Origin of the sequence: Lachnoanaerobaculum sanguinis (assembly GCF_033242365.1) — a bacterium.
Lineage (GTDB): Bacteria > Bacillota > Clostridia > Lachnospirales > Lachnospiraceae > Lachnoanaerobaculum > Lachnoanaerobaculum sanguinis.
Genome location: NZ_BTHK01000009.1, coordinates 95121 through 120985, shown reverse-complemented (window position 1 = coordinate 120985; position 25865 = coordinate 95121). Strand labels below are relative to the sequence as shown.

The 25865-nt window shown below is 36.4% G+C and carries 24 protein-coding genes and 1 CRISPR repeat array; of the genes, 2 read left to right on the top strand and 22 right to left on the bottom strand.

All coding sequences use genetic code 11. From position 1 onward, the window contains the following. Window positions 1-108: 108 nt before the first annotated feature. Window positions 109-261 carry a hypothetical protein gene (locus SBH76_RS07770; RefSeq protein ID WP_317977397.1) on the bottom strand — a complete coding sequence of 51 codons (153 nt, stop codon included), beginning with the start codon at window positions 259-261 and terminating at the stop codon, window positions 109-111. 226 nt (window positions 262-487) lie between these two features. Between SBH76_RS07770 and rpsT the strand changes: the two genes are divergently transcribed. Then, entirely contained in the window at window positions 488-754 is a 267-nt protein-coding gene (gene rpsT, locus SBH76_RS07765; protein WP_007594531.1) for a 30S ribosomal protein S20, read from the top strand. Between the two features lie 67 nt (window positions 755-821). Here the strand turns inward: rpsT and trmB are convergent, their stop codons facing one another. The 16 genes from trmB to SBH76_RS07685 form a co-directional block, all read right to left on the bottom strand. Continuing rightward, window positions 822-1475 carry a tRNA (guanosine(46)-N7)-methyltransferase TrmB gene (trmB, locus tag SBH76_RS07760; protein WP_317977396.1) on the bottom strand — a complete coding sequence of 218 codons (654 nt, stop codon included), beginning with the start codon at window positions 1473-1475 and terminating at the stop codon, window positions 822-824. 92 nt (window positions 1476-1567) lie between these two features. Then, complete coding sequence (locus SBH76_RS07755; protein WP_317977395.1) at window positions 1568-3175, bottom strand: S1C family serine protease; 1608 nt, start codon at window positions 3173-3175, stop codon at window positions 1568-1570. A 130-nt stretch (window positions 3176-3305) separates the two neighbouring features. Then, window positions 3306-5024 carry an LCP family glycopolymer transferase gene (locus SBH76_RS07750; RefSeq protein ID WP_317977394.1) on the bottom strand — a complete coding sequence of 573 codons (1719 nt, stop codon included), beginning with the start codon at window positions 5022-5024 and terminating at the stop codon, window positions 3306-3308. A 13-nt stretch (window positions 5025-5037) separates the two neighbouring features. Continuing rightward, complete coding sequence (locus SBH76_RS07745; protein ID WP_314163848.1) at window positions 5038-6444, bottom strand: undecaprenyl-phosphate glucose phosphotransferase; 1407 nt, start codon at window positions 6442-6444, stop codon at window positions 5038-5040. A 124-nt stretch (window positions 6445-6568) separates the two neighbouring features. Further along, entirely contained in the window at window positions 6569-7561 is a 993-nt protein-coding gene (locus SBH76_RS07740) for a glycosyltransferase family 2 protein (protein WP_317977393.1), read from the bottom strand. Window positions 7562-7576: 15 nt separating this feature from the next. Further along, entirely contained in the window at window positions 7577-9790 is a 2214-nt protein-coding gene (locus tag SBH76_RS07735) for a glycosyltransferase family 2 protein (protein ID WP_317977392.1), read from the bottom strand. A 44-nt stretch (window positions 9791-9834) separates the two neighbouring features. Continuing rightward, entirely contained in the window at window positions 9835-10773 is a 939-nt protein-coding gene (locus tag SBH76_RS07730) for a glycosyltransferase family 2 protein (RefSeq protein ID WP_317977391.1), read from the bottom strand. Between the two features lies 1 nt (window position 10774). After that, the gene (locus SBH76_RS07725) at window positions 10775-11836 is read right to left on the bottom strand and encodes a zinc-binding dehydrogenase (RefSeq protein WP_290649243.1); all 1062 of its coding nucleotides are present in this window, start codon (window positions 11834-11836) and stop codon (window positions 10775-10777) included. A gap of 170 nt (window positions 11837-12006) precedes the next feature. Beyond that, window positions 12007-12888: a DegV family protein gene (locus tag SBH76_RS07720; protein ID WP_007594545.1), complete on the bottom strand. Its 882-nt coding sequence runs from the start codon at window positions 12886-12888 to the stop codon at window positions 12007-12009. 354 nt (window positions 12889-13242) lie between these two features. Further along, window positions 13243-14418, bottom strand: coding sequence for a glutamyl-tRNA reductase (gene hemA, locus SBH76_RS07715; RefSeq protein ID WP_317977390.1), 1176 nt, complete (start codon window positions 14416-14418; stop codon window positions 13243-13245). Continuing rightward, window positions 14415-15710, bottom strand: coding sequence for a glutamate-1-semialdehyde 2,1-aminomutase (gene hemL / locus SBH76_RS07710; protein ID WP_317977389.1), 1296 nt, complete (start codon window positions 15708-15710; stop codon window positions 14415-14417). The genes hemA and hemL overlap by 4 nt, the downstream gene beginning before the upstream one ends. Then, window positions 15691-17184, bottom strand: a complete 1494-nt coding sequence (cobA, locus tag SBH76_RS07705; protein WP_317977388.1) for a uroporphyrinogen-III C-methyltransferase — start codon at window positions 17182-17184, stop codon at window positions 15691-15693. The genes hemL and cobA overlap by 20 nt, the downstream gene beginning before the upstream one ends. 1 nt (window position 17185) lies before the next feature. Further along, a complete protein-coding gene (gene hemC, locus SBH76_RS07700; RefSeq protein ID WP_317977387.1) occupies window positions 17186-18106 on the bottom strand; it encodes a hydroxymethylbilane synthase in 921 nt (306 codons plus the stop codon). Next, on the bottom strand, window positions 18096-18866 hold the full coding sequence (locus tag SBH76_RS07695) for a sirohydrochlorin cobaltochelatase (RefSeq protein ID WP_317977386.1): 771 nt from the start codon (window positions 18864-18866) through the stop codon (window positions 18096-18098). Before SBH76_RS07695 ends, hemC begins: the two co-directional genes overlap by 11 nt. After that, complete coding sequence (hemB, locus tag SBH76_RS07690) at window positions 18863-19837, bottom strand: porphobilinogen synthase (RefSeq protein WP_317977385.1); 975 nt, start codon at window positions 19835-19837, stop codon at window positions 18863-18865. Before hemB ends, SBH76_RS07695 begins: the two co-directional genes overlap by 4 nt. A 14-nt stretch (window positions 19838-19851) precedes the next feature. Then, window positions 19852-20358: a precorrin-2 dehydrogenase/sirohydrochlorin ferrochelatase family protein gene (locus SBH76_RS07685; RefSeq protein WP_315051196.1), complete on the bottom strand. Its 507-nt coding sequence runs from the start codon at window positions 20356-20358 to the stop codon at window positions 19852-19854. A 318-nt stretch (window positions 20359-20676) separates the two neighbouring features. Between SBH76_RS07685 and SBH76_RS07680 the strand changes: the two genes are divergently transcribed. Next, window positions 20677-21558 carry an Rpn family recombination-promoting nuclease/putative transposase gene (locus SBH76_RS07680; RefSeq protein ID WP_317977384.1) on the top strand — a complete coding sequence of 294 codons (882 nt, stop codon included), beginning with the start codon at window positions 20677-20679 and terminating at the stop codon, window positions 21556-21558. A gap of 134 nt (window positions 21559-21692) precedes the next feature. Here SBH76_RS07680 and SBH76_RS07675 read toward each other — a convergent pair whose 3' ends face one another. The 5 genes from SBH76_RS07675 to cas5e all read right to left on the bottom strand — a co-directional run bounded on the left by SBH76_RS07675 (window position 21693) and on the right by cas5e (window position 25857). Next, on the bottom strand, window positions 21693-21842 hold the full coding sequence (locus SBH76_RS07675; protein WP_317977383.1) for a hypothetical protein: 150 nt from the start codon (window positions 21840-21842) through the stop codon (window positions 21693-21695). Window positions 21843-22075: 233 nt separating this feature from the next. Then, a CRISPR array of direct repeats spans window positions 22076-22347; the repeat unit is 28 nt; unit sequence GGATCACCCCCGCCTACGCGGGGAACAC. A 329-nt stretch (window positions 22348-22676) separates the two neighbouring features. Further along, window positions 22677-23573, bottom strand: a complete 897-nt coding sequence (gene cas2e, locus SBH76_RS07670; RefSeq protein WP_317977382.1) for a type I-E CRISPR-associated endoribonuclease Cas2e — start codon at window positions 23571-23573, stop codon at window positions 22677-22679. A 1-nt stretch (window position 23574) separates the two neighbouring features. Continuing rightward, window positions 23575-24498, bottom strand: coding sequence for a type I-E CRISPR-associated endonuclease Cas1e (cas1e, locus tag SBH76_RS07665; RefSeq protein WP_317977381.1), 924 nt, complete (start codon window positions 24496-24498; stop codon window positions 23575-23577). 14 nt (window positions 24499-24512) lie between these two features. Beyond that, on the bottom strand, window positions 24513-25136 hold the full coding sequence (gene cas6e, locus SBH76_RS07660; RefSeq protein WP_317977380.1) for a type I-E CRISPR-associated protein Cas6/Cse3/CasE: 624 nt from the start codon (window positions 25134-25136) through the stop codon (window positions 24513-24515). A 1-nt stretch (window position 25137) separates the two neighbouring features. Then, window positions 25138-25857: a type I-E CRISPR-associated protein Cas5/CasD gene (cas5e, locus tag SBH76_RS07655; protein ID WP_317977379.1), complete on the bottom strand. Its 720-nt coding sequence runs from the start codon at window positions 25855-25857 to the stop codon at window positions 25138-25140. Between the last annotated feature and the right edge of the window lie 8 nt (window positions 25858-25865).

The window sequence follows — 25865 nt, the reverse complement described above, 5'->3', positions numbered from 1 at the left end:
TCAAATTTTTTGAAATATTTTTTATGTAAGAAAAGCCTTTAAAATAAGGGATTTAAAAGAATTGCATAAAACTAAATAGCTTATTAGAAATTTAAAACGTCGGAACTTTCATAGTACTTCGACGGAAGACGGGTCTACACCTCCCATGGCAACATATTTGGCTGTCATGCCAGATCCCAAAGCCGCTCCGATAATATGACCGTTTACATTGATTTGCGCATGTAACATCTTTTTTATTGTTTCTCTATCCAAAGTTTTCATGTCCCCCACGCCGTATATTTTATCACTTTGTTTTATTATAAAGACATATAAAATAAATATCAAATCTATTCAACAAAACTTTCTCTTAAACCTTGACATTCCACTTAGAATATCCTAAAATTATATTCGCGTTTAGATTGAACTGTCCGTGTCCAGGCTTCAATATAAACTTTTAAAAGTAAAATTTAATTCAACAAAAAAAGTTATTTATTTATTGGAGGTAATTGTGGCTAATATCAAATCAGCAAAGAAGAGAATTCAAGTTGCTTTAGTTAGAACTGAGAGAAATAAGTCTATCAGATCAAAAGTAAAGACTGCTATTAAGAAAGTTGACAGTGCTGTTGCAGCAAATGACAAGAAGCTTGCACAGGAGAACCTTAAGAATGCTATCGTTGAGATTACAAAGGCAGCATCAAAGGGTGTATATCACAAGAACAATGCATCTCGTAAGGTTGCAAGACTTTCAAAGGCTGTTGATAGTATCAATGCATAAAACAAACTCCAATGACCGTCATCATTGGAGCTTTTTTATTTCACCTGCCTATTTCGGCAGGTGATTTTTATCTGCTTATAATCATTTTACAAATCTTATTTCCCTGACTTGAGAATTTCTCTTCATATTCCGTCATTATATTTCCTTCAGATTCCTTTTCAGAATGAAAGTCAAAGCTGCAAAAATCAAGTTTCCACTTTGAATCCTTTACCACCTCCAAAGAATATTCAAACAGCCCGATATTATCGGTCTTAAATTCTATTACTCCGTCCTTTTTCAATATAATATCGTACACATTTAAAAAATCCGGTGATGTAAGTCTTCTGTTTGCATGTCTGTCCTTCGGCCAAGGATCCGAGAAATTAAGAAAAATCTTGTCAACCTCACCTGCCTCAAATATCTCCGAGAGCTTCTTTGCATCTGCACATAGAAATCTTAGATTGTCTATACTCTTCTCTTTTTCAAGATTTCTTTTTCTTTGTATTGCTTTCATCAGTACACTTTCATACTTTTCTATACCTATAAAGTTTATATCCTGATGTGTTATCGCCATATTTCTGATAAACTGTCCCTTGCCCATTCCTATCTCAATCTGCAAAGGTCTTTTCTCCTCAAAAATATCCTGTATACTACCCTTCAATTCTATTGCTTTATCTTCTCTGATACATTCCTTTGCTTCGGTTATAAAGTCCTCACAGCCCTTTATATGTCTAAGTCTCATTATTACTACCCCATTTCCTATATAGCAATTTAGTATACATTATATCGGATAAAAAAAGCAACAGGCATTTATGCCTGTTGCGTATAAATATATTACTGCTCTATAGCCTCTCTCTTTCCAAGAGTTATTGTTACAGTCTTTTCCACATAATTGCCGCTTTCATCCAGCCTTTGAACTGTCAAATCCACTGTTTTTCCACTCTCATAATATGTAAGCATATTTTTGAGACTTTCCATGGATCTTACACTTTGTCCGTCAAACTTTGTTATGATATCCTTGGCCTTCAAGTCTGAGGATGCTGCAGCTCCGCCTTCTACAACCTTGTAAACATATATACCCTGTGGCATATCATATGCCTTAGCCATTTCCTCATCTATATCCTTACCCTGTATTCCAAGATATCCCTGATTCTCTGCCGCAACAACCGTTCTGGTTTCTTTGCTTGAAAGTTCAGCTATAAGATCCTTTACTGCAGAAATAGGTATGGCATAGCCCATTCCTTCAACATCGGTATCGGAATATTTAGCTGAATTTATACCGATTACTTCACCCTTCATATTAAGGAGTGCGCCGCCTGAGTTTCCCGGATTTATGGCTGCATCTGTCTGAAGAAGATTTCTTGATGTGCCTCCCTCAGTCTTTACTTCTCTGTTTAATGCCGATATATAACCTACAGTTACAGACTGTCCGTAACCAAGTGCATTACCTATGGCAACCACTCCCTGTCCAACCTTAATATCATTTGAGTCACCTATATTTGCAATACTTATCTTTGACAATGTATCCTCTGAAAGATCTGAAAGCTTAATTGCCACAACAGCAACATCATTGTCGCTGTCTCCTCCCTTTACGGAAGCTGCAGCCTTTGTTCCGTCATTAAATTCAACTTCAAGACTGTCGGTATCTGCAATAACATGATTGTTTGTGACTACCAAAAGTTCAGTATCTGTTTTTCCGACTATAATACCTGAACCGCTTGACTGTGCTTCATAACTTTGTGTTCCGAAGAAGCTGTTCTGTGTAATCTCGGCTTTACCATAAATAGCTACGACTGAAGGCATAGCCTTGTCTACAATTGTAGACACATCCATATTTGAAAGATTTGTTGCAGGTGCCGCAGTGCTTTCACTGTCACTCTTGATATCTGTTTGATTTCCTATAACAATATTGTCTTTAGTTTCCACATTGCTTGAAATATAGCTGTTGGCAACAGTATTTACACCTACCATTACTCCACCGGCAACAAGTCCGAATACAGCTGCACTTGCGACAAGACCTACGGCCTTACCTACTTTTGATTTCTTTCGCTCCTTACCCTTACTTTGGACTTTTTGAGGCTGTGCGGTAAGAGCCCTTGCTCGTACATCTTCTGACTGAGTTGTTCTATAAGTTTCTCTACTGTTTCCTTCAATGTTTGCATTATTGTTTACCTCCTCATTTGTATCTGTTTTATCTAAACTTACCGTATTAACGCTGCTGCCGGACTCCGCCTCATTTTTGGCTATATTCTCTGCAGCTTTTGCAAGACTGTCCGTATGTCTTTTTATAATACTGTCTATATCCTTTTGCTCGGACTGAGTATCAATACCGATTTCATCTGCAGTATTTGTGTTTGAAATCTCTGTTGTGTTTTCTGTGTTTGTTGTAAGCTCCTGTGTATTGTTTATCTCATTATCAAATTCATCTCTATCAAATCCCATATTCTTATTCGTACGATTACGTGCGCTCCTTTCATATATTAAAAAAGCATTGGTAGCTTTCCTTTATGGTTTATAGTCTACCAATGCTTTGTGTCTTATTTGTGTACGAAATAAGTTTAATTTGTGTTTTTTATTCAGGTTTTGCTTCCACAGTCTGTGAAACAGTACTTCCCGGTCCCACTACATTAGGAGCAGGTGCCACAGTTTCTTCTTTTGCTGTAGTCGTCAAAGGTTCCACTGTAGATTCTTTAGGACTCTTTCCCGACTTTGTCTGAGCCTGAGTTGTTTCACCCGGTCCATTTGATTTTCTGGGCTGAGCCTCACTGCTTGCGGCAGTAGTCTCTCCCGGTCCGTTTACCTTCTTTGTCTGAGTTTCAGCTGTAGTATTTTTCTTATTCTGAGCCTCGGTTGACGAAGTTATAATCTCCACATTTGAACCCTTTGAAGCCTGTGTGGTCTCTCCCGGGCCTACATTTACTCCTGTTTTTGAGCTGCTTGTGGTCTTATCCCTTTCAGCCGCACTTCCCTTCTCGGTAGGCTTTATATAGTACTTATTTCCGTCACCGTCTGTGTAATAATCATTTTCTTCATCTTTATCTATCCAAACGGTTTCACCGTCTTTATCAAGCTGATAATATCTTCCGTTATTATCTATGTAGATATCTACACTCTTTTTAGTCTCGGCTTCAGTAGTCGATTTCTTCTTACTCTTGGTTTCTTTATCATCTTCATCGGTGTTTTTATTCGACTTATATCCGCCGCTGGTTTTTACTCGCTTTATACTGTCACCGTCTTTATAAACTCCGGTATCTGATGAAATTCTGTCACTGTAGGCTTTTACTTTTGCGGAAACCTCATAATTTTCATCACCGAAAAGATATTTGTGAAGTTCCAATACATTACTCTCAAGGTTTACGGGAACTACTATAAATCCCTTTGTACCCAGAGTCATATCATCCAATTCAAACGGAAAACCTGCAGTATCTTTTAAATTATATTTTCCGAAATCATTTATTACATCAAGACCGTCCTGCCATGTAAGATTTGTCGCTACCATGGAAAGCATATTTCCAAGAAGATCATTCAAAGTCTTAAGATCGGCCTTCTTTGCCTTCTCAAAGGCAAGTTCAATAACTTTTCTCTGTCTTTCCGTTCTCTGGTAATCTGTGTCCATATATCTAAGTCTTGCATATGCAACAGCCTGAACACCGTCCAAATGCTGCATGCCCGGAGCCTTTAACTGTACGGATCCTATACCTGTTCCCTTTACAGTTTCTGTAATATAAGAGTTTATATATTTAAACTCCGGCTTTGTGATTTCTATATCTACACCGCCCAAAATATTTATTGCTGTTGCAACCGCCTTCCAGTTGAATGTAACATAGTCTGTAATATTAAGATCCAAACTGTCATTTAACATCTTAACAGCTCTTGCCGGTCCGCCATAGCTATATGCATGTGTGGCCTTCTGGAATGAATTCTTACCTACATCAAGGTATGTATCTCTGTATACAGATACAAGCTTAATATCTCCTGTAGCCTGATCTATTGAACATATAATTATGACATCGGATCTGTTTCCTTTTCCGACACTGTTGTCTCTGGAGTCTACACCGAATAATGCAATATTTCTATATCCTCTCATCTCCTGAAGCTTTTTTTCCGACAAGCCGGTATTTGCCACCTCTTCCACATCATACTCCGGTCGTTGGATTTTAGAATATTGTTTCAGCGCATAGGCATATGCAAATATAACGCCCAGAACCAACATCTCCGCTATAAGCATAGTAATGAAAAAAGCAACCTTTGACTTTTTCTTTTTTCTGGACTTCTTTTTTTCTTCGCTCATTATGATCCTCCTGCTAATAAGCATTCTTATTGATAAATCCCTTAAATATCGTCAAAAACATTATCTTGAAATCAAAACCTAAAGTCCAGTTTTCAATATAATATAAGTCATGGTCTATCCTCTTTTGTATTGAAGTATCTCCTCTAAACCCGTTAACCTGTGCCCAACCGGTAAGTCCCGGTCTGACTTGATGTTTTATCATATAATGCGGTATTTCTTCTCTGAACTTTTCCACATAAAAAGGTCTCTCAGGTCTCGGACCCACAAGTGACATATCACCCTTTAAGATATTGAAAAACTGAGGCATTTCATCAATACTTGTTTTCCTTATAAATCTACCTATTTTGGTGACTCTCGGGTCATTTGGAGTAGTCCATTTTGACTTTTCCTCTGACGGCTTTTGTACAGCCATTGAGCGGAATTTATACATTTTAAAAGGTTTATTGTGTAAACCGACTCTTTCTTGAGCATATATTATGGGGCCACCGTCTGTCAGCTTTACCAGTATTGCGGTAATTAACATCCATGGTGAGAACAGTATTATACCAAATAATGCCCCGAATATGTCAACAATTCTTTTTATATATGCATTGTGCAATTCTGTAAGTGGCACATGCCTGATATTTATTACCGGCAATCCCTGTAAGTCCTCTATGTATGGAATAGTAGGAATAAAATTATTGTAATCAGGTATAAACTTTGTATGAACACCGGATTTCTCACAGTCATTTACTATGGCTTCCAGATGTTCATATTCTTTTATACTGAGAGTTATCGCTATTTCATCAAGCACATTCATCTCTAATATCATATGAAGATTCGCTATAGTTCCTATCACCTTTACACCGTTATAGCTGAATCCTCGTTCTTTATTATCATCCAAGATACCCCTGATATTATATCCCCACTCAGGATTTTGTTTTACTCTGTCTATATATCCTTCAGCAGCCCTTGAATACCCGATTAATAAAATATGCTTCTGATTATACCCCTTCTGTCTTATGTTCATTAAGAAAATTCGTATTGAAGTTCTCTCAACTATCATAAGTACATTTGCCAGAATATAGAAGATAATTACCAATCTTCTTGAGAAGTGATGCATATTCATATTTTTACCACCCAAATAGAGTGTCAATGTAAATATCAACCATCCTATGGAATTGGCTTTGAATATATTTGCTATCTCGCTTCTTCTTCCCGAAACTCTCTTAGGTGTATACAGTTCAAAGAATTCATATAATATCAAAAAACCGGGTATAATTATTATCAGAGCACTGAAATACTCCTGTGCCGACAATGCAAGCAAGGCATCATCATTATAATACATTATAAGATAAGCTATTAAATAACTTAAAAATATAACCAGAGCATCTAAGAGTATATGCAGCCTGTTTAATCTCTTCTGGTTTTCTTTAATCATATATTGCTCCATATCACAATCTTATGCGATAGACTTCTTTTCATTATTCGTAAAATCATATATCAATTTTACAACCAAACGCAAAATCATTTATTACATTTTACTTAATCTTTAGTAACAGTTCTCAACTGCTATGTCTTTTTATAAATCTATACACATATTCAAATGTTCCGGCTATTATCTCGCCCTCCAGCGCCAATATATCCGTTTTTCTGATTTCCGAAAAATCAACTCTTTCACATTCTCCAAGATTTTTAAAGCCTTCTTTAAGTCCGCTTATATAATCTGTCAGAAATCCTTTTTTAAAGAAAAATGCCGTTTTAATTAAAGTTCCCAGTAAAAGTGGGAAAAAGTTAAATGCAATCTGCAGGTTTGTCATATTTTTATAAATCAAATAAATATTATTTCTTGCTGCAAGTCTTACCTTAAAGGAATTGTATTTTGATCCTGAAGTTGCACTTCCGAGATGATATACCTTGGCCATTGGCTCAAAACCGATAATATATCCTCTAAGTCTTGCTCTGAAACTTAAGTCCATATCCTCCAAATATGCAAAATGCATTTCATCAAAATAACCTATTTCATCCAAGATGCTCTTTCTGTATATACTTGCACCGGCACATGCCGAAAATACAGCTCTTCTTTTTGTAAAATCCGCTACCTTTTCTCCGACACCTATCTGATACCCCCAGCCTAGGAGAGAATATCCGTCTCCGGCATCATCCACAAGTTCCTTGTCATGAGCATTTATCATCAGTGGATTTATTGCAAATATCTTTTCAGACTTTTCTATTGCATTAACAAGCATTTCCACATAGTCCGGAAATACTTCGGTATCATTGTTCAACAAGATAACATATTTACTGTCACAGGCTGCAAGTCCTACATTTACTCCACCTGCAAACCCAAGGTTTTCATCCAGATAAATCACTTTTATATTCAGATTGCTTTCATAACTTTCAAGATCTCTCAAATAATCTACGGACTCATCCTTTGAACCGTTGTCTACCACCAAAATTTCAAAATTTTTATAAGTTTGAGTTCTAAGCGATTCAATGCAATCCTTCATAAACTTTATACCGTTATAGTTCGGTATTATTATTGTTACTTTACTCATCTTTCTCCCGGATACCTAAAGGTATTTTTTTATCTTCTCGTCAATAAACGGTTCACCTATTTTTTCATTCAACAAATCTCTAAGTGCAAAGTTTGACTTACGTAATGTAAGATTAGGATTATAATACGGGTCTCCCTTTTCCAGTATTTTGGGCCATCTTTTCATAAATATAGCGGTCTCTCTGTTAAATCTTTCGATTTTTTCAGGGCTGTCCTCAAGTCCTCTTGACTTTGACTCATAATGATAGAAAAGTGCATAAGGATTATAGACTACAAGATAGTTTTTATCCCTTACCTTCATACAAAAATCGATATCATTAAATGCAACCGCCAATTCTTCACTGAATCCGCCAACTTCTTCAAACACCGATTTCTTCGTAATAAGTGCTGCAGCCGTTACGGCGGAATAATCCTGTAATGTAAGTGCTCTGTGGAAATAGCTGTTTTCAACCTCTGAAAGTCCTATAAAGGTATGTCCCGCCACTCCTCCAAATCCGACTACAACACCTGCATGCTGTATTGTATCATCATTGTAGAGAAGTCTTGCACCCACTATACCGACATCCTTTCTCACCGCATACCACATCATCTCTTCTATTGAAGTCGGATTTATAAGTTCTATATCATTGTTTAAAAAGAAAAGATATTCACCGTTTGCAAAGTTTACTCCAAAATTATTGATAAGAGAATAGTTAAATTCTCTCTCCCAACGCACAACCTTTACATTGTCAAACTCCTTTTGAATCTTATCATAGTACTCAAAAGTCTTTTTATCGGTAGAATTATTTTCCACAACAATAAACTCAATATTCTTATAACTGCTCTTTGTCATTATAGAGCGAATCGCCAAATCAAGATCCTCTCTGTGGTCCTTGTTAGGAATAATAATTGAAAGCAAAGGTTTATCTTCCATAATAAAGTATTTGTGATAAATACCGTAATCAACACCCTTTTCTATCTTTTCTAAAGGTAATGAAATCCCTACTCTTTCAATATGTGCCTTTATTGCTCTTGCTCCCGCTTCAAATGCGTATAATTTACTTTGCGGATTTGAAGCTGTTGAATTCATATGGCATCTCCAATGGTATAAAACCTTCGGTATATGTACAATCTTTTTTGCATTCTCAGTCACTCTGAATATAAAATCATAGTCCTGTGCTCCGTCAAATGCCGCATCAAACATTCCTGCTACATCCACAAGCTCCTTCTTTACTACAAAGAGATGACAGATATAATTCACACTTTCAAGTAAGTCGATATTAAAATCAGGCTTAAAATGAGGATCGAATAATGAACCTCCGTCCATATCCAGCTTATCCTCATCGGAGTATAAGCAGTCACAGTTTTCTTCATTTATTGCCTTTGCACATTCATACAATGCATTTTCGGTAATAACATCATCATGATCTGCAAGTACTATATAATCACCGCTTGCCATCTTAAGTGCTTCATTTGTATTTCCGGCAATGCCCAAGTTTTTGCCAAGTTTATTATATTTTATCTTGCTTCCCGTGTTTTTTTCTTCAATATATTTTTTTATGAAATCTTCCTTGTCCTTGCCGTTTTCACTTCCGTCCGCAAGGCAAATCTCAAAGTTTGAATAAGTCTGTGCAAGAATTGAGTCAAGCAACTCTCTGAGGAAATTATCAGGAGTCGCATAAAGAGGTATTACTATTGAAAATAAAGGTGAGTAGTCAAATTTAACTTCTCTTTGTGCTGCCAACTCTTCCTTTGTAGGCTTGGTCTTTTCATACCATTCCGTATATTCGTAATCATTGTCCATTCCCTGTATTTTACTCTTTGACTTTCTGATAAGAGCTCTCAGTCCGTTCTTTTTCATGAAGTTAAAAGCAACCCTTACAGTTTCCATATTGCAAAGGTCTTTAAGTTTTTCCATCCTTTTATAGGCCACACTTGAACGCTTATATATAAGCTCCTCATTATATTTGATTTTCTTCTTTTGATTGTCGACTTTTATCTCAAGATAATAGTCTTCACCCCTTTTATAATCAAACTTAATATCAAAACCGTAATCTTCATCATATATTTTACCGAAATATACCTGACATACATCATCTCTTCTGGTCTTTACATATTTGAAGTCAACACTTTCCATTTTACTGTTATATACATGAAAAGAAGGCTGTGAACCGGGTTTTTTACCCACTACCCAACCGTTTAATGTGATATAATTCTCGCGTATGCGAACATAGTCCACCTTATATTTCATAAAGTATTATCCTTTTTATAATATTCTGTGCTTTAGTGCAGCCTTTATTCATCAAAATTGAGTCTTTCCTCTTCAACAACCAAGGGTCTCTTCATCACTCTTTGATTTATTGTAAGTATGTACTCGCCTATAAGTCCTATAAAGAATATCTGTATTGAACCTAGGAAAAGCATCCCTATAAGTATCGGGGCCATACCTGCCGGAAATCTGTCCCAGTATACCAATTTCAAAATCAAATATATTACCGCAATAATCATTGATATACCTGAAAGTATGACTCCCGCAAATGTGGCAAGTCGCAGTCCTACCTTGGTATATGCCGTAACCGAAAGCATTGCCGCATCGTACAATCTGTATAAATTATTGCTTGTAATTCCGGCTCTTCTTTGCGGTTGCTCATATGGAATCTCTTTTCTTCTGAATCCAAGTTCCGCAACTATTCCTCTCAGGAAAGGAACCGGATCGTCAAGATTTCTCATAACATTTATAAACGCCTTATCATACAGTCCGAAACCTGTAAAATGTTCTATCTGCTCAACTTCTGAAAGTTTCTTTATAGTTTTGTAATACAGACTTCTAAGATGATACATTATCTTATTTTCCTGACTGGACTTCTTGATTCCGATAGCTATTTTATAGCCCTCTTCCCAGGCTTTTACATATTTTGGTATCATCTCCACCGGATCTTGAAAATCTGCAGCCATCAGCACTGTGGCATCTCCGGTACTTTGCAGCATTCCGTAATAAGGTGAATTAAACTGTCCGAAATTTTTCGCATTAAATATACCTTTAATACCCTTATCCGATTTGCAGAGTTCTCTTATCAACTCTCTTGTATTATCTTTTGAATCATTATCAATAAAAATAATTTCATACTCATATGATGAAAGATTTTTCTTAAACTCTTCTCTTATGGCATCCGCCATAGGTACCACATTTTCCTCTTCATTAAAACATGGTACAACTATACTTATTTTTTTCATTCTACCATCCCGTAAGTATCATTGTCTTTATAACAGTATTGCCCTTGTCCCTCATAAGTTCAAGAGCCTGTTCTACATTTTCAAAGCCTTCAAATGTATGTGTAATCAGTTTTTCAGGTGTAAATCTTTTATGCTTTACCATTGAAAGAAGTCTCTCCATTCTGACTCTGCCGCCTTTTCCAAGCTCCATATATACGGTTTTTCCTGACATACCTCTACCTGAAGAAAACTTCGGTATCTCCATACTTCCGTCACCTGTAAAAAGTTTCAAATTTACAACCTTCCCGACACCATATCTTACCATATCTATGGCATCTGAAAAAGACTTATCATTGCCACCTGCAATTATTACCACATCTGCGCCCTTGCCTTTTGTTGCTTTAAGAACATATTCCGTAACATTGTTATCCTTATATGAAATAACCTCGCTTGCACCGTACTCATATGCCAGTGGAATACTTACACCTCTGCTTCCGACCGCAATGATTTTTCCGGCACCTCGAAGGGCGGCACCGCATATTGCCATAAGCCCTACACCACCGATTCCAAGCACAACAACTGTATCTCCGAAATTTACCGTTTCCGCACCTGTAAAGCCTGTAGTGGCCATATCTGTACACATAAGCCCGTTTCCAAGACTTACACCCTCAGGCAAAATAGCCAAGTTTAAATCCGCATCAGCCACTTCAAATTCTCTTGCAAAAACTCCCGGCGTACTTCTTCCCAAAGTATTTGCACTGAAGTTTGCTCCTGCATGTAAAAAATTTCCGTCCTGTATATCTTTGTCATGAAAATTCGGTGTCATAGACGGAACAACAACTACATCCCCTTCTTTAAAGTCTTTGACTTTTTCACCGACTTTTACAATCCTTGCAACTGCTTCATGTCCCAAAATAAGATTATCCGGTTTCTTTGATCCGGATCCGTATACGGTATTTACATCAGATGTGCAAACCGATATCGCTACCGGTGTCAATATAGCATTATATGGATCTGAAAGTTTCGGGCTTGGCAAATCTATAATTTTTGCTTCGTTTCTCCTTATAAGCGCAAATGCCTCCATGATATATCCTTTCAATAATATTTCTTATCTAATTATATATCTTAAATGCAAATGGAACAATAGTGTTAATATAAACAAAAAATGCTTATACCGACATACTAAGAAGAAATCTTTCAATAGCGGCATAAGCATCTTTTTCATTCTTTTAAAATCATCAAAATTCTAATTAATTATCTTTTGTCACCGACAAAAAATACTGCAACTGTTCCGGGACCTGTGTGTGCACCGTTCACATGGCCTATATCTTTTACTTCTACATTTCCCTTTAAATTCGGGAAACGAGCCTCAAGCATACTTGCCAACTTGTTTGCTTCTTTTTCTGAATCTGCATGGCTGATAAAACATTTTCCGGTATATCTCTTTCCATCTACGGCCTGTGTTTCCATTCTTGAAACTATAGCCTCCATGGTCTTTTTCTTGGTCTTTACTTTTTCAATAACTACCAACTTACCCTCTCCGTCAACACACATAAGCGGACAGAAATTCAATGTCTTTCCAATCTTAAAAGTAAAATTGGCAAGACTTTCTTCTCTCAAGTAGGTAGTTAAGTCTGTGGAAAAGAACCAGTGATTGATATACTTCTTGGAATTCTCCGCATAACTTTTCAGCTTGTCAATAGGCATTCCCTCATCTCTTTTGTCTGCCAGGATGTCTACCAGCAGTCCCATACCGGCTGATGCAGACAAAGAGTCTACTACATATAACTGTCTTTCAGGATACTCCCCTTTAAGTTCCTTAACTGCTGCCATCGCTGATAGATACGATTCGGATATACTTGATGATAAGCAAATATGCAATACATCCTTGCCATCTTCCAAGAATTTTTTAAAGTATTCCTTGTATTCTGCCATGTCGATTTGACTTGTTGTCGGACTTTCACCGTTTCTCATTCTTTCGTAGAACTCCGACAAAGGCACGCTCTCTCCCATACTTTCATCATATGTCTTGCCACCTATAGTGTATTTACAGTCTATATGATGAATATCCCTACTAGAGTAATACCCGTTAGTCATATCTGCGGTGGAGCTGCATGATAAAATATAGTCCTCCATGACTATACCTCCTAACGTTTTTTTGTGACCCAACCAAATGGAATTTGATACCAAAACATCATCTACGTCCCATTAAAAATGTTCTGATATAAGGATCGGTCAATCCTTCTTTTCTGTCTTTACATATCAAGTCAATCTAATGTCAATTTGCAAATTCTTCTGCAACTCTATAATAACATACTTTTAGGCTATTTTTCAATATTTTATTATTTGATTTATATTTTTTATGCGTTTTTTTATTCACAAAATGATTTCAAAAAAAGTAATTTTACTATATAAACATATATATAAGATATATTTGTTCAATATGGAAAATTATAGTTCAGCTATTAAACAATTATACAATCTGCTGTATCATGTTGAAAGAACATCAATGATAGACTGCAATGCTTCCAAACTTCCGTTATCTCTTATCTTATAAAACAGATGTTCCAAAGTCTTTTTTTCTCCGATTCTTGCCATCTCTTTTTCAAGATTTTCCGTTGCGTCTGAAAACACTTTTAAATTTTCCTGAAACAATGCCCATTTTAAAAATTTCTCCACACCTTCATCCGTCATTGCATTTGCTTTTTCAATACTTATCTTCTTTTTCTCATTGTTTTCATCTGCAAACTTTTTCATGTCATCCATATTGTAATAATATACATTATCAAGGCTTCTTACTCTTTCATCTATATCACATGGAACCGCCAAATCAATGAATACTTTTTTACTTCCCGGCACAATATTCTCCTGAATATGTTCTTTTGTCAGAGTGAAATGAGGTCCGCTTGTAGCCGAAACAATAACATCCGCATCATTTATATAATCATATCTGTCGTTATATTCTATAATTCTCACCCTGTCCATCACATTTGGAGACATATCTATATTATGCCTTCTTCTTGTAACATATATCTGTGAAAAATCGTAGCTTATCGCATTCTTTAATACGATATCTCCGATTTTTCCGGATGCACCTATCACAAGTATATTTTTTCCTGAAAACGAATTAAGTACATCCTTTGCCGCTCTCAGTGCCAATGTAGCTGTAGATACTCCTGATTTTGAGATTAAAGTTTCTGTTTTTATCTTCTTAGCCTCTGTGACGGCGTCTCTGAACAATGTATTAAGATATAAATGTGCTGTATCGCACTCTCTTGCAAATTCTATAGCATCCTTTACCTGCCCAAGTATCTGGTCTTCACCTATAAGCATTGAATCCAAACCTGCACTGACCTTATACAGATGAGAAACTGCACTCTTTCCGGTATAGAAAAGCAAATAATCTCTGAGGTTTTCTATATTTATACCTATTATCTCTTCACATTTTTCCAAAATAATGTTTATTATACTGCCGGTACTCTTGTCATTTCCCGCACTTACATATATTTCGGTTCTGTTACATGTGATAAGTACTGCGGCTTCATCTATCAGTTCTTCACTGCATAATGATTTTAAAAGTCTCTTTTTGTCCTCAGTTCCGAATGCAAAATACTCTCTTATCTTTTGCGGTGTATTTCGAAAGCTTAAGCTTAGGAGTAAAATCATTCTTTTCCCCCAAACTCGGCTATTACATCCAAAGTATTCTTTATATCCTCAGCTGTATGTGCATTGGATATAAATGCCGCCTCAAATTGACTGGGTGCCACATAAATACCGTTCTCTCTTAAAAAGCTGTAATAACTTGCATATTTGTCAAGATCACAGCTTAATACATCCTCATAGCACTCAACTTTCTTTGATGTGAAAAATACCGATAACAAAGAACCCACTCTGTTTATATGTACTTTTTTCTCTCCCTCATTCATTATCTTTTCTATGCCTTCAGCCAAAAGTTTAGCATTTTCATCTATATTTGCATAAATCTCAGGATTTTGAAAAAGTACTTCAAGAGTTGCAATACCGGCTGTTGTCGCTATAGGATTTCCACTCAGAGTACCCGCCTGATACACATCTCCAAGAGGACTGATATGAGCCATTATCTCTTTCTTTCCACCATACGCCGCCAGTGGCATACCTCCACCTACTATCTTGCCTACAGTAACTAAATCAGGCCTTATTTTAAAGTATTCACAGGCTCCTCCCTTTGCCAGTCTGAAACCTGTTATTACTTCATCAAATATCAAAAGAGCATTATTCTTTTTTGTGATTTCTCTAAGAAATTCAAGAAATCCGTCCTTTGGAGGAATAACACCCATATTTGCCGCTACAGGCTCCACAATAACTGCAGCAATCTTGTCATTATATTTATCAAATAATGCTTTGACGCTTTCTTTATCATTAAACTCCGCAACAACAGTATTTTTTGCATAGTCATTAGGTACTCCACCGCTTGAAGAAATTGCCTCTGTAAGTACACCGCTTCCGGCTTTTACCAAAAGTCCGTCCGAATGTCCATGATAGCAACCTGTAAATTTTAAAATAAGATCCTTATTTGTATATCCTCTTGCAAGTCTAATGGCGCTCATTGTAGCTTCCGTACCTGAATTTACCAGTCTTACCTGCTCCATAACAGGCATTGCTTCATTTATCATTTCAGCAAGTATATACTCCTTCTTTGTAGGAGCACCGAAGCTGAGGCCTTTTTTTAATGCTTTTTTTACCTTTTCAAGTACATACGGATGAGCATGCCCAAGTATTGCCGGTCCCCATGAGCATACATAATCTATATATTCATTTCCGTCTACATCAAATATCTTTGATCCTAAGCCCGACTTTATAAATACCGGATCCCTGTGTACCGCCCTTGCCGCACGAACCGGTGAGTTTACACCGCCCGGAATATACTTTTGAGATATAACGAAATATTTTTCCGATTTTTTATAATCCCTTGATTGCATCTACTATCCCCTTTACATCATATTGTTTTGCTGTAATCAATTCCTCTATACCAAATTCCCTAAGAGCCTTTGTGGTCACAGGCCCTATAGATACCACTCTGTTTAAAAGAGCCGATTTATCCTCTATCATCTCACACAAAGCCCTTGCCGCACTGGCACTTGCCACTACCACATAATCAAATTTCTTTATTTCCTTATTGAGCTCGAAACTTCTTCTGTAGTCAATAATTGTGTCATATATTGGAATATCGCTGAATTCTATACCTGCCGTTTTAAGTCCGTTTGGAAGATTGTCATTTCCAAGCTTGGCTCTTAGCATAAGTACTTTACTGCTTTTATCAAGCTTTGGCAAAATTTCTTCCACAAAACTTTTTGAGTCAAACTTGCTCGGAATAAAGTCCGCGTTCACTCCGTACTTTTTCAAAGCTTCACCGCTTCCGCTACCTATAACGCATATTTTTTTATTATATAGGCTTCTGATATCTATATCATATTTTTTTATCTTATCAAAAAATATATCCACACCGTTTGAGCTTGTAAATAAAACATGTGTGGCAAGCTCAAGCTCCGAAACAAATCTTTCCTTATCAATTTCCATCTCTTTTGTAGCGATAAGACTCATCTCACAAGTATTTGCTCCAAGCTTTTTAAATTCAGGTGACATCTTTTCCACCAAACCCTTGGTTGCAGTAAGGAGTATATTTTTACCTGAAAGCGGCAGTATATTTTTTTGAAAGAAAGCAAGATTCTTTTCACATACATTGCCAACCACTATAAGAGCCGGAGAAATAATATTTTCTCTTTTTGCAATCTCTTCTATATTTGAAAGCTTCCCTCTGAATACTCTTTGATTATACCTTGTTCCGTTTTCAATAACAGCGGCTCCGATATCATGATTCATTCCGTTTGACAGCAGACCTTGTACTATCAAACTTAAGTTTGATATTCCCATTAAAAATACCAAACTTCCCTCAAGCTTTGCTATATTTGTAAAATTTAAATCAAGTTCTTCTCCCTGTTTTTTATGGCCGGTAAAGACATGAAACTCTGCGGCTTCCCCTCTGAATGTAACAGGTATTCCGGCATAGCCAAGACCTGCATAGAATGAGCTGATTCCATGCACTATTTCAAAATCAATACCTCTTTCCAAGAGATACTCGGCCTCTTCACCGCCTCGCCCGAAAATATAGGGGTCACCCCCTTTTAGTCTTACTACATATTCACCTGTAAGAGCATGTTCTGCAATAGTCTCATTTATTTTATCCTGTGTAAGATAATGCTTTCCTGATATCTTACCTGCATATATAAGCTTTGCACTCATCTTTGCCCTGTTTAATATAGTTGGATTCACCAGATTGTCATATACTATAACATCGGCAGTTTCTATACATTCACATGCCCTTAATGTAAGCAGTTTTTCATCTCCGGGTCCAACACCTACCAGTGATACACTATTTATTTTTTTATCAAACATTTTACCTCTTTAATTTGCCCGCCAATTCCTCTATGGCAATCAGCAATTTTTCTAATGTCTTTTCTATATTATCGGCTTCCATATATTTACCGTCAAAGTAAGCTCTTATACTATATTTTTTTCGGTTATCGGATATATAAATACCTGCACTTGTATGGCAATCGGCCTGTAATACACTTAAATACCTTCTCTCTGCAATAAATAAAGACTCACATTCTTTATCCTGTATTTTTTCAAGTATCTCTGCCATATCATCATTTGCATATTCTGCACATAATATTCCTTGTGCAGGTGCCGGCAATATATCACATTCTTTTATAACAAAAATGCTTATCTTATCAAAAATATCGCTATATTCCGCGGCATATTTATTATCTTCAAGAAGTCTGTCAATTCCTGCACCTGCCAAGATAACACCATCCACCTCACCTGAAAATATCTTTCCTATTCTGGTGATTACATTCCCTCTGACAGGCAGTATTTCAATATCCTTGTTTAAAAGCCTCAACTGTTCGGACCTTCTTTTTGAGCTTGTACCTATTCTAAAACCCTTTGTTAAGTTTCTTATATCTGTATTTGAATCTTTATTTACCACAAGAATATCATTGACTGCCGCTCTTTTTAAAACCGGCATAATTTTTAGCCTGTTGTCAAACTCTAAAGGCAAATCCTTCGCTGAATGCACCGCCAGATCTATATCTCCATTTATCAGTGCTTCTTCCAGCTCCTTTGTAAATAAACCTTTTCCGCCTATTTCCTGTAATGAAATATCAAGCCTTTTATCACCTACCGTATTCATAGGAACATACTCTATTTTTATATGGGGGAAGCTATCTATTATAGCATCCCCCACCAATTTGCTCTGCGCCAGTGCCAGAGCACTTTTTCTTGTACCTATTCTTATTGTATCTTTATGAAACATATACCGCCTCATTTGCGTGCTTAAGTATAAGACTTCTTACAAAATCATATTCTCCAAGTCCTTTAAGTTCAAAACTTACATTTTTTCCTCTTTCTTCAAGAATCGTTTTGAAGCTGTCCTCATCACCTGCCATATCATTCTTTGCATGATCTCCTGCCACTATCATAAAAGGTGACAGATGAACGGACTTGTATTCCGAAAGCTGTGGCAGAATATCTTCAATATACGGATAACCCTCTACACAGGCTATATGTATATCATCTCTCCCTGTATCTACAAATCTGTTCCTAAGCTGTTCATATATTTCATTAGCTTCATGGTCTGAACCATGCCCCATCAAAAGATATGCACTGTCAGCTTCTTTATTGTATATCTCATCCAGTTCATCTATTATACACTTAAAGTCAGCATCCTTTTCCAAGAGTGCATCGCCAATCCTTATTTTTTTAAATCTATCCTTATAGCTTAATACTGCATCCTTGACTTTATTATGTTCCACGCCGTTTATAATATGAGTACTTATTACCAATAATTCTTCCACACCTTCTTGTACAGCCTCATCCAGTGCCTCTTTTATGTTGTTGATATGTAAGTTCTCACGACGTTTTAATTTTGCTCTGATAATATCGCTTGTCCAAGCTCTGATAAAGATACTGTCATTAAAGGCTTCTCTTATATCATTTTCTATCACATCTATTGTCTTTTTTCTGGTGTCCTCATGTGTTGTTCCAAAACTTGCAACTATAACTCCCTTTTTCATCCGATTACCCCCTTGTCAATACATTTTGCCAGTTCTTTTGCATAATATGTAATATAAATATCAGCTCCCGCTCTGAATGCCGATACCGCCATCTCACACATTATCTTTTCTTCATCTATAAAGCCGTTCTTTGCCGCGGATTTCACCATGGAATACTCACCGCTTACAGAATATGCGGCTACCGGAACATTCGTAATCTCCTTGACTTTTGTCACTATATCCAAAAAGCTCATAGCCGGTTTTACCATTACAATATCGGCACCTTCTAAAATATCCTCTTCCACTTCCTTTAGTGCTTCTCTTACATTGTGCACATCCATCTGATAGCTCTTCCTGTCACCGAAAGCAGGTGCGGAATCTGCCGCCGCTCTGAACGGACCATAAAATGCAGAAGCATACTTTGCTGAATATGCCATTATAGGAATATTTTTATATCCGTTATCATCTAAAATTGCTCTTATCTCTTCAACCCTGCCATCCATCATATCTGAAGGAGCCACCATGTCGGCTCCGGCTTCTACCTGTGAAAGCGCAATCTTTGCAATATACTTTATAGTTGTGTCGTTATCTACATCACTTCCGTTTAATATTCCGCAATGTCCATGTGAAGTATACTCACACATACATACATCACCTATTACATAAATCCCCGGATATTTTTTCTTTATATATCTGATTGCCTCCTGAATAATACCATGGTTATGGTATGCCTCACTACCTACTTCATCTTTATGCTTCGGTATGCCAAAGAGCATTACGGCACCGACTCCTGCATCTAAAAGTTCTTCTATTACACTGTCACATCGGTCTATACTCATTCTATACTGTCCCGGCATGGACTCTATTTCTTCAAATATATTTTCTCCCTCTTCAAAAAACATAGGATAAATAAGGGCATCCTTGCTTATCCTTGTTTCTCTGACCATATTTCTTATACCCGTATTTGCTCTCAGTCTTCTGGTCCTAAACATATGTCCTCCCTGCTTCAGTCAAAATCTTCCTGCTTCGGATTTTCTTCCTGTTCTTTCCTGCATTCCTCAACTATATCTTTTATATTGTATCTGATTGCACTTGCCACCCTTCTTGCCAATTTATGGTTACTTCCGGATGATGTTACTCCTATCACCATCTCTTCCTCTGTAACAATCCCCGGAAAATAGAAATCACAATTCTTATAATTCGAGGCATCATTTACTATAACACCGGCTTTTTTACAATCCCATACTATCTTTTCATTCAGCTCCTTGTCATTGGTAGCGGCTATAACATAGTCAACACCTACAACATCCGAACTGTCATAAGCTCTTTCCTTTAAAATCAGCCTGTCGTCCTGCAAATCCATTATAGTTACCGCTATAGACTTTGCTACTACTATTATCTTGCAACCGAACTCCTTAAGTTTTAGAATTCTTCTTGCAGCTATATTTCCGGCCCCTACCACCAAAAATGTCTTTTTACTTATATCAATAAACAGCGGAAAATACTTTGCCATATCATCCTCCTTCTATATAGAATCATGTCCATATTATAACATATAATAATATAAATATTATCTAAAATATCTTGTGACGGTATAAATGTTCATCAAAAAAAGCAGGGATAATTCAAATTCAAATTTTCCACATACCGGACATTTATGTTTAGACAATCACAGTATTGTAATAAGATTTTTAATTGGTATAATAAAGATATAAAAGGATTTAACAATAATCCTGCATGGCTTTTTTATAAAATTTCTATACTTATATTCTTAAGTTTCACCCTAACGTGGATTCTAAAATATTTCTTTGATATAATAAAGGAGCAGATTATGCAAGAGAAAGATATATCACAAAAGATGTTGGAACAATTCAATGATGTCTTTTCCGACATAGTAAATGTACTTTTATTTAATGGCGAAAATGTAGTGGATGAAAATTCTCTACTTGATACACCTACAACCAGCATGCTAAAGATTGACGGTAGCGTCCATTCTCAGGATAGAGATGTTTCCAAGTATTGGCAACACAGCCGTATAAATATTGCTTTATTCGGTTTTGAAAATCAAACTGTACCCGATAAGCTGATGCCTTTAAGAGTAATCAGTTATGACGGTATAGAGTATGGAAGACAAACTAAAAAACGACATATATATAAGACTAAATATCCCGTGATTACCTTGGTATTATATTTAGGATACAAAAAGAGATGGAACTATCCGATTAATATACTCGATATTGTTAAAGTTGATGACAGATTAAAACCTTTTGTCAATGATTATAAAATCAATCTTTTTGAGATAGCATATTTGGATAATGAAAAGACAGCATTATTTAAAAGTGATTTCCGGATACTGGTTGATTATTTGCATCAATTACGAACAAACAACTCATATAATCCAAAAGATTATACAATAAAGCATATAAATGAACTGCTAACCCTTATGTCCGTTATGACAGGGGATAATAGATTTGAAGATTCAATAAATGAAGCTAATGAAAAGGAGGCTAAATATATGTGCGAAGTTCTTGATATTATTGAAAATAGAGGAATAGAAAGAGGTCTGGAGAAGGGCAGGCAGGAAGGTGCCGATATGGTAAGTAAGCTTAATGAGTTACTGTTAAACGAAGGGAATATTGATAAACTTCGCAGAGCCAACACCGACAAAGATTACAGGTATAAGTTGTTAAGGGAATATAATATATTGAAGTAATTTTTCAATTTATTATTTCCTTTAAATTTAATATTTTTTGTCCAACCGATGTGTTTCTATGAAATATTAGAATTAATAAACGGATAATAAAACCAATTTCTTAACGATTTTATTATCCGGTTATTTTATACTTACTATATGAATTTTGAACCACGTATAGCTGAATTGTGAATATCTTGTTTATCAATAATAATAAAATCATTCATATGATACATATAATCATCTTCTGTTTCATAGATTACTGTATACCATATCAAGATCTTTGTCTTCCACCATAATTTCATATTTTCCCCATTTAAAGCCTAATTTCATCTATTTCTCCGGTATATATTCCTATCATTTTTTATTCTCATCATAATATACAATAGTAACTTCTATAAAACTTCTCCAAGTCCAATAAAACTAAATCACCTGCATGCTTGTGGAACACCATATCTTTCAGCAGAAGCAATAGCTTCATTTGGGATCACACCGCCTACGCGGGGAACACTCTGATATCATATCAATATCAAAATCAGGATCACCCCCGCCTACGCGGGGAACACGAAATGTCAAAGTATTATTCAGCGCATCAGGTGGGATCACCCCCGCCTACGCGGGGAACACTGATTAGTTCATCATGTTCGGCCTGCTCCTTCAGGATCACCCACGCATACGCAGGGAACACGCAAACTCCATTAAAATACCAAGTTCATTTTTAGGATCACCCCCGCCTACGCGGAGAACACTCATCTCTACTTGCCTGTCCAATTTTAATCATGGGATCACCCTCGCCTACGCGGGGAACACCTCCAAAGTAATCTTATACTTCTTCAATACCTGGGATCACCCCCCGCCTATGCGGAGAACACGCTAAATCACTTGCAGAATTTATCTCAGATATAGGATCACCCTCGCATACGCAGGGAACACGCATTATCACGGAAAAACTCAAGCTGATTGCCGGGATCACCCCCGCCTACGCGGGGAACACAATGGCTACAGCAAAAAAACTGCCGTCAGGTAGGGATCACCCCCGCCTACGCGGGGAACACAAATCGAAGAGGTTTCGACCAACAACTTAATAGGGATCACCCCCGCCTACGCGGGGAACACAGTAATAGGATCCCTTAAACACGCTATGTCAGACTATATAAATCCCTGAATTTATTTACTTTTACAGCAAGCTTGTATATTAACCTTGCATCTTCCAATGCCCTATGTGGTACTTCGTTGCCAACCCCATATTCCTTTATTACAGTTTGTAATTTATAATTTGCCAGAAAAAGTTTTTCATTTTTTACAAACTTCATTAGATCATATCTCTTATTTTTTAATTTTTCAAGCTGAAGTTTTGATAGAGCAATATCTATAAACTCGATATCAAAGTTCACATTATACCCTATAATATCTCTATCACCTATAAAATCCAGGAACTCCTTTAATACCGACTTTGAATTCTTCCCATTGTTTTGTAACATATTAGTGGTAATACCTGTCATTGCCACTATATGCTTTGGCAATGTACCTTCATAGCTTATCAAGCTTTGAAACTCACTTATTATTCCACCTACAGACTTTACCACACCTATTTCAATAATATAGTCTTTCTCTTTATCCAAGCCATCAGTTTCTATATCTATTATCACAAAGTCCTTACTGTCCAGCTTGGTCCTATGTGCCATATATCTTTTAGCATTTCTAAACTTTGCCGCATTGCTGAATCCATGTTTTATTTCTATTTGTTCATTTACATTCTCATTTGGAATAAAAACTAAAGGTATACCATCCATATCAATATATGAAAAATTTGTATTATGAGTATCAAACTGATATCCAATTTCATTTCTATATGCAAAACTTAAAGTCGCCTCTCCATCCTTTACATTCTCCTTAACCCTCTTCCAAAGCTTTTCTCTTACTTTTGTGTTGAAATTTCCGATATAAACCCCTGTAGTTATCTCCTGCATCCATTTGGTCAAATCACCTCTAAGAGCCTGTGGTACCTTTTTTAATGTAATTACTGTAAATGGCATATCACATCACCTCAGTATAACTTACACCATAACTTACAAGTTGCTCCTTATTATCCCAAAGTCCCAAAAATTCCCCTTCAAGCTTTTCGTCATCACCTATATCCAATAAATACTGTAAGTCTGATACAATCTGCTTTACAAGCTTTTTTTCTTCAAATATATCCCTTGCCTTTTTTCTGGTAATGCTTCCAATATCATCTTCTTTTCCAAACTCACTTGCTATTTCAAATGCTAATGGAATCGTTGTATCTGCTTTATACAAATCTGCAATATCATATACAAATGACAGATCATGACCTGTGTGTACAAAGCCAAGTCCTGGAGATATTCCAAGTGCTGATACTACACTGTATACAAGTCCATATAATGCTACATTACCTGCAGACAATGCCTGATTCACCACATCTCCATCTGTAAAATCATCAACCTTATAATCTCTACCGGTCCATTCAACATCATATTTTTTTGATAATCCAGTATATAATCTCCTGACTCTTGTACCCTCATGTCCTCTAAGCTGCTGCATAGTATATGATGAAACATCTTCTCCTTGAAATCTCATCATATACATTTTTCTTGCAACATCTACTCTACTTCTCACATTTGTAACCAATCTTGCCTGACTTTCTAAAAATCTGGTAGAATGAGTCAATGCTCTACCATGTGCATAATGTCTTACACCTTTTTCTCCTACCCATATTATGCCTGTACCCATATCTCCTATCAGCTCCATTGCTCTATGGGTAATGTCTGTTCCGGGTCCCAACATCAATGCTCCAATCATTGCTACCGGTATTCTGACAGTACCTCTACTGTCAGATACCACTATAGCTCCATCTTGTATGTTTACTTTGGCATGTTCAATGTAGATAAATGTAACCCTGTCACTTATTCTAGGCAGCTCATTTATTTCGGCTTTTTCCATACTCCCACCTACTATCATATCGGTATAACTGTCATAAGTCCAAATCCATAAGCTTTTTTCTTACCGAATCCATTCTCCAATAGTAATTTGAACTTATCCTCATCAACTACAGTTAGCACCCCTTCAAATGTTGCCTTTACCACTTTTACCGGTTTTGAACCGGATTTTCTTAGTAGCTCAAATCCCCTCTCTACAATATTCACCTCATCTTCATTTACTTCAAAACCGTTTTTTATAGTTCTTTCCATAAAGAATTTCTTTTGAAACTCTGCTGTAATGTGTGGCTTTTCACTGCCTCGCTTACCATCCTCCATCACTGCATGTACGGGATTTGTTACAAGTCTAAAGCGTAGCTTCATATCGTTTTTTATCTTGCTTATATATGCATCATACTCCTTTGTTACTGCACTGCCATCCACACCATATTTTTCCAGCAGATTTAAGTCTGGCTTTTCTTCACTTACCAGCAATAAATAATTCTTATCATTTATCTTATCAAGTCTCCAAAGCTTCCTGCTTCTTACTCCGCTCTCTTCTCTAAAGCTTTGTTCTACCCAATTATGATAAGCTCCCAGATGCGTCAAATCTCTTATCTTCTGCCTATTGTATATATCTAACTCAACTCTTGAAATATACATATCATTCACCTACCAAATCAAAAATATTGTGGTTTGTATCTTCATCTTCAAACATACTGTTTTTTACATAAATCTTTGCATGATCTTCGTATCTAAAACTGAATTGTCTATGTTTATTTGAAAAAGATATAACCTTATCCTGCCTTAGTATTTCTCTGTCAGCATTATCAAAAACACCCTTGTCACAATATACATCCAATAATTTCTGACTTTTATTATATCTTTTCTTATAATAATCTTTTGCCTGCCACTCACATTTTTCTAATGCATCCCTTATATCACAGTCAAAATTTCCAAGAATAAAATCCGCCAAAACCGGTATTGATCTTCTTCCTAAGAACATTTGAAAATATGGTCTCTTTAGTGCTTCATATATTTTCTCTATAAAATTATCATCCTCATGTGATATAGCTACTACAAATACCGCATCTTCAAGATAATACCTCTCTGTAACATAAGTTCCTTCAATATCTCCACTAGTCTTATATTTTCTCGCAATATGGTAATCTTTCAAAAGGCCGCCCTCTTGATCAACTCTCACTGCAAATTTTATATCTACCAGTTCTTTGATATCATCATCTCTCCTTATTCCAAGAGCTGCCCCTATTAGTCCTATAGCAGCACTTTTTGACGGATATAAATCTGTATGTCTGGTTTCAAAATGTGAGTCAGTTCCCCAAGACTGCATAGGTCCTGCAAACTTCAATAATATAGTTTTCACATTTTCAC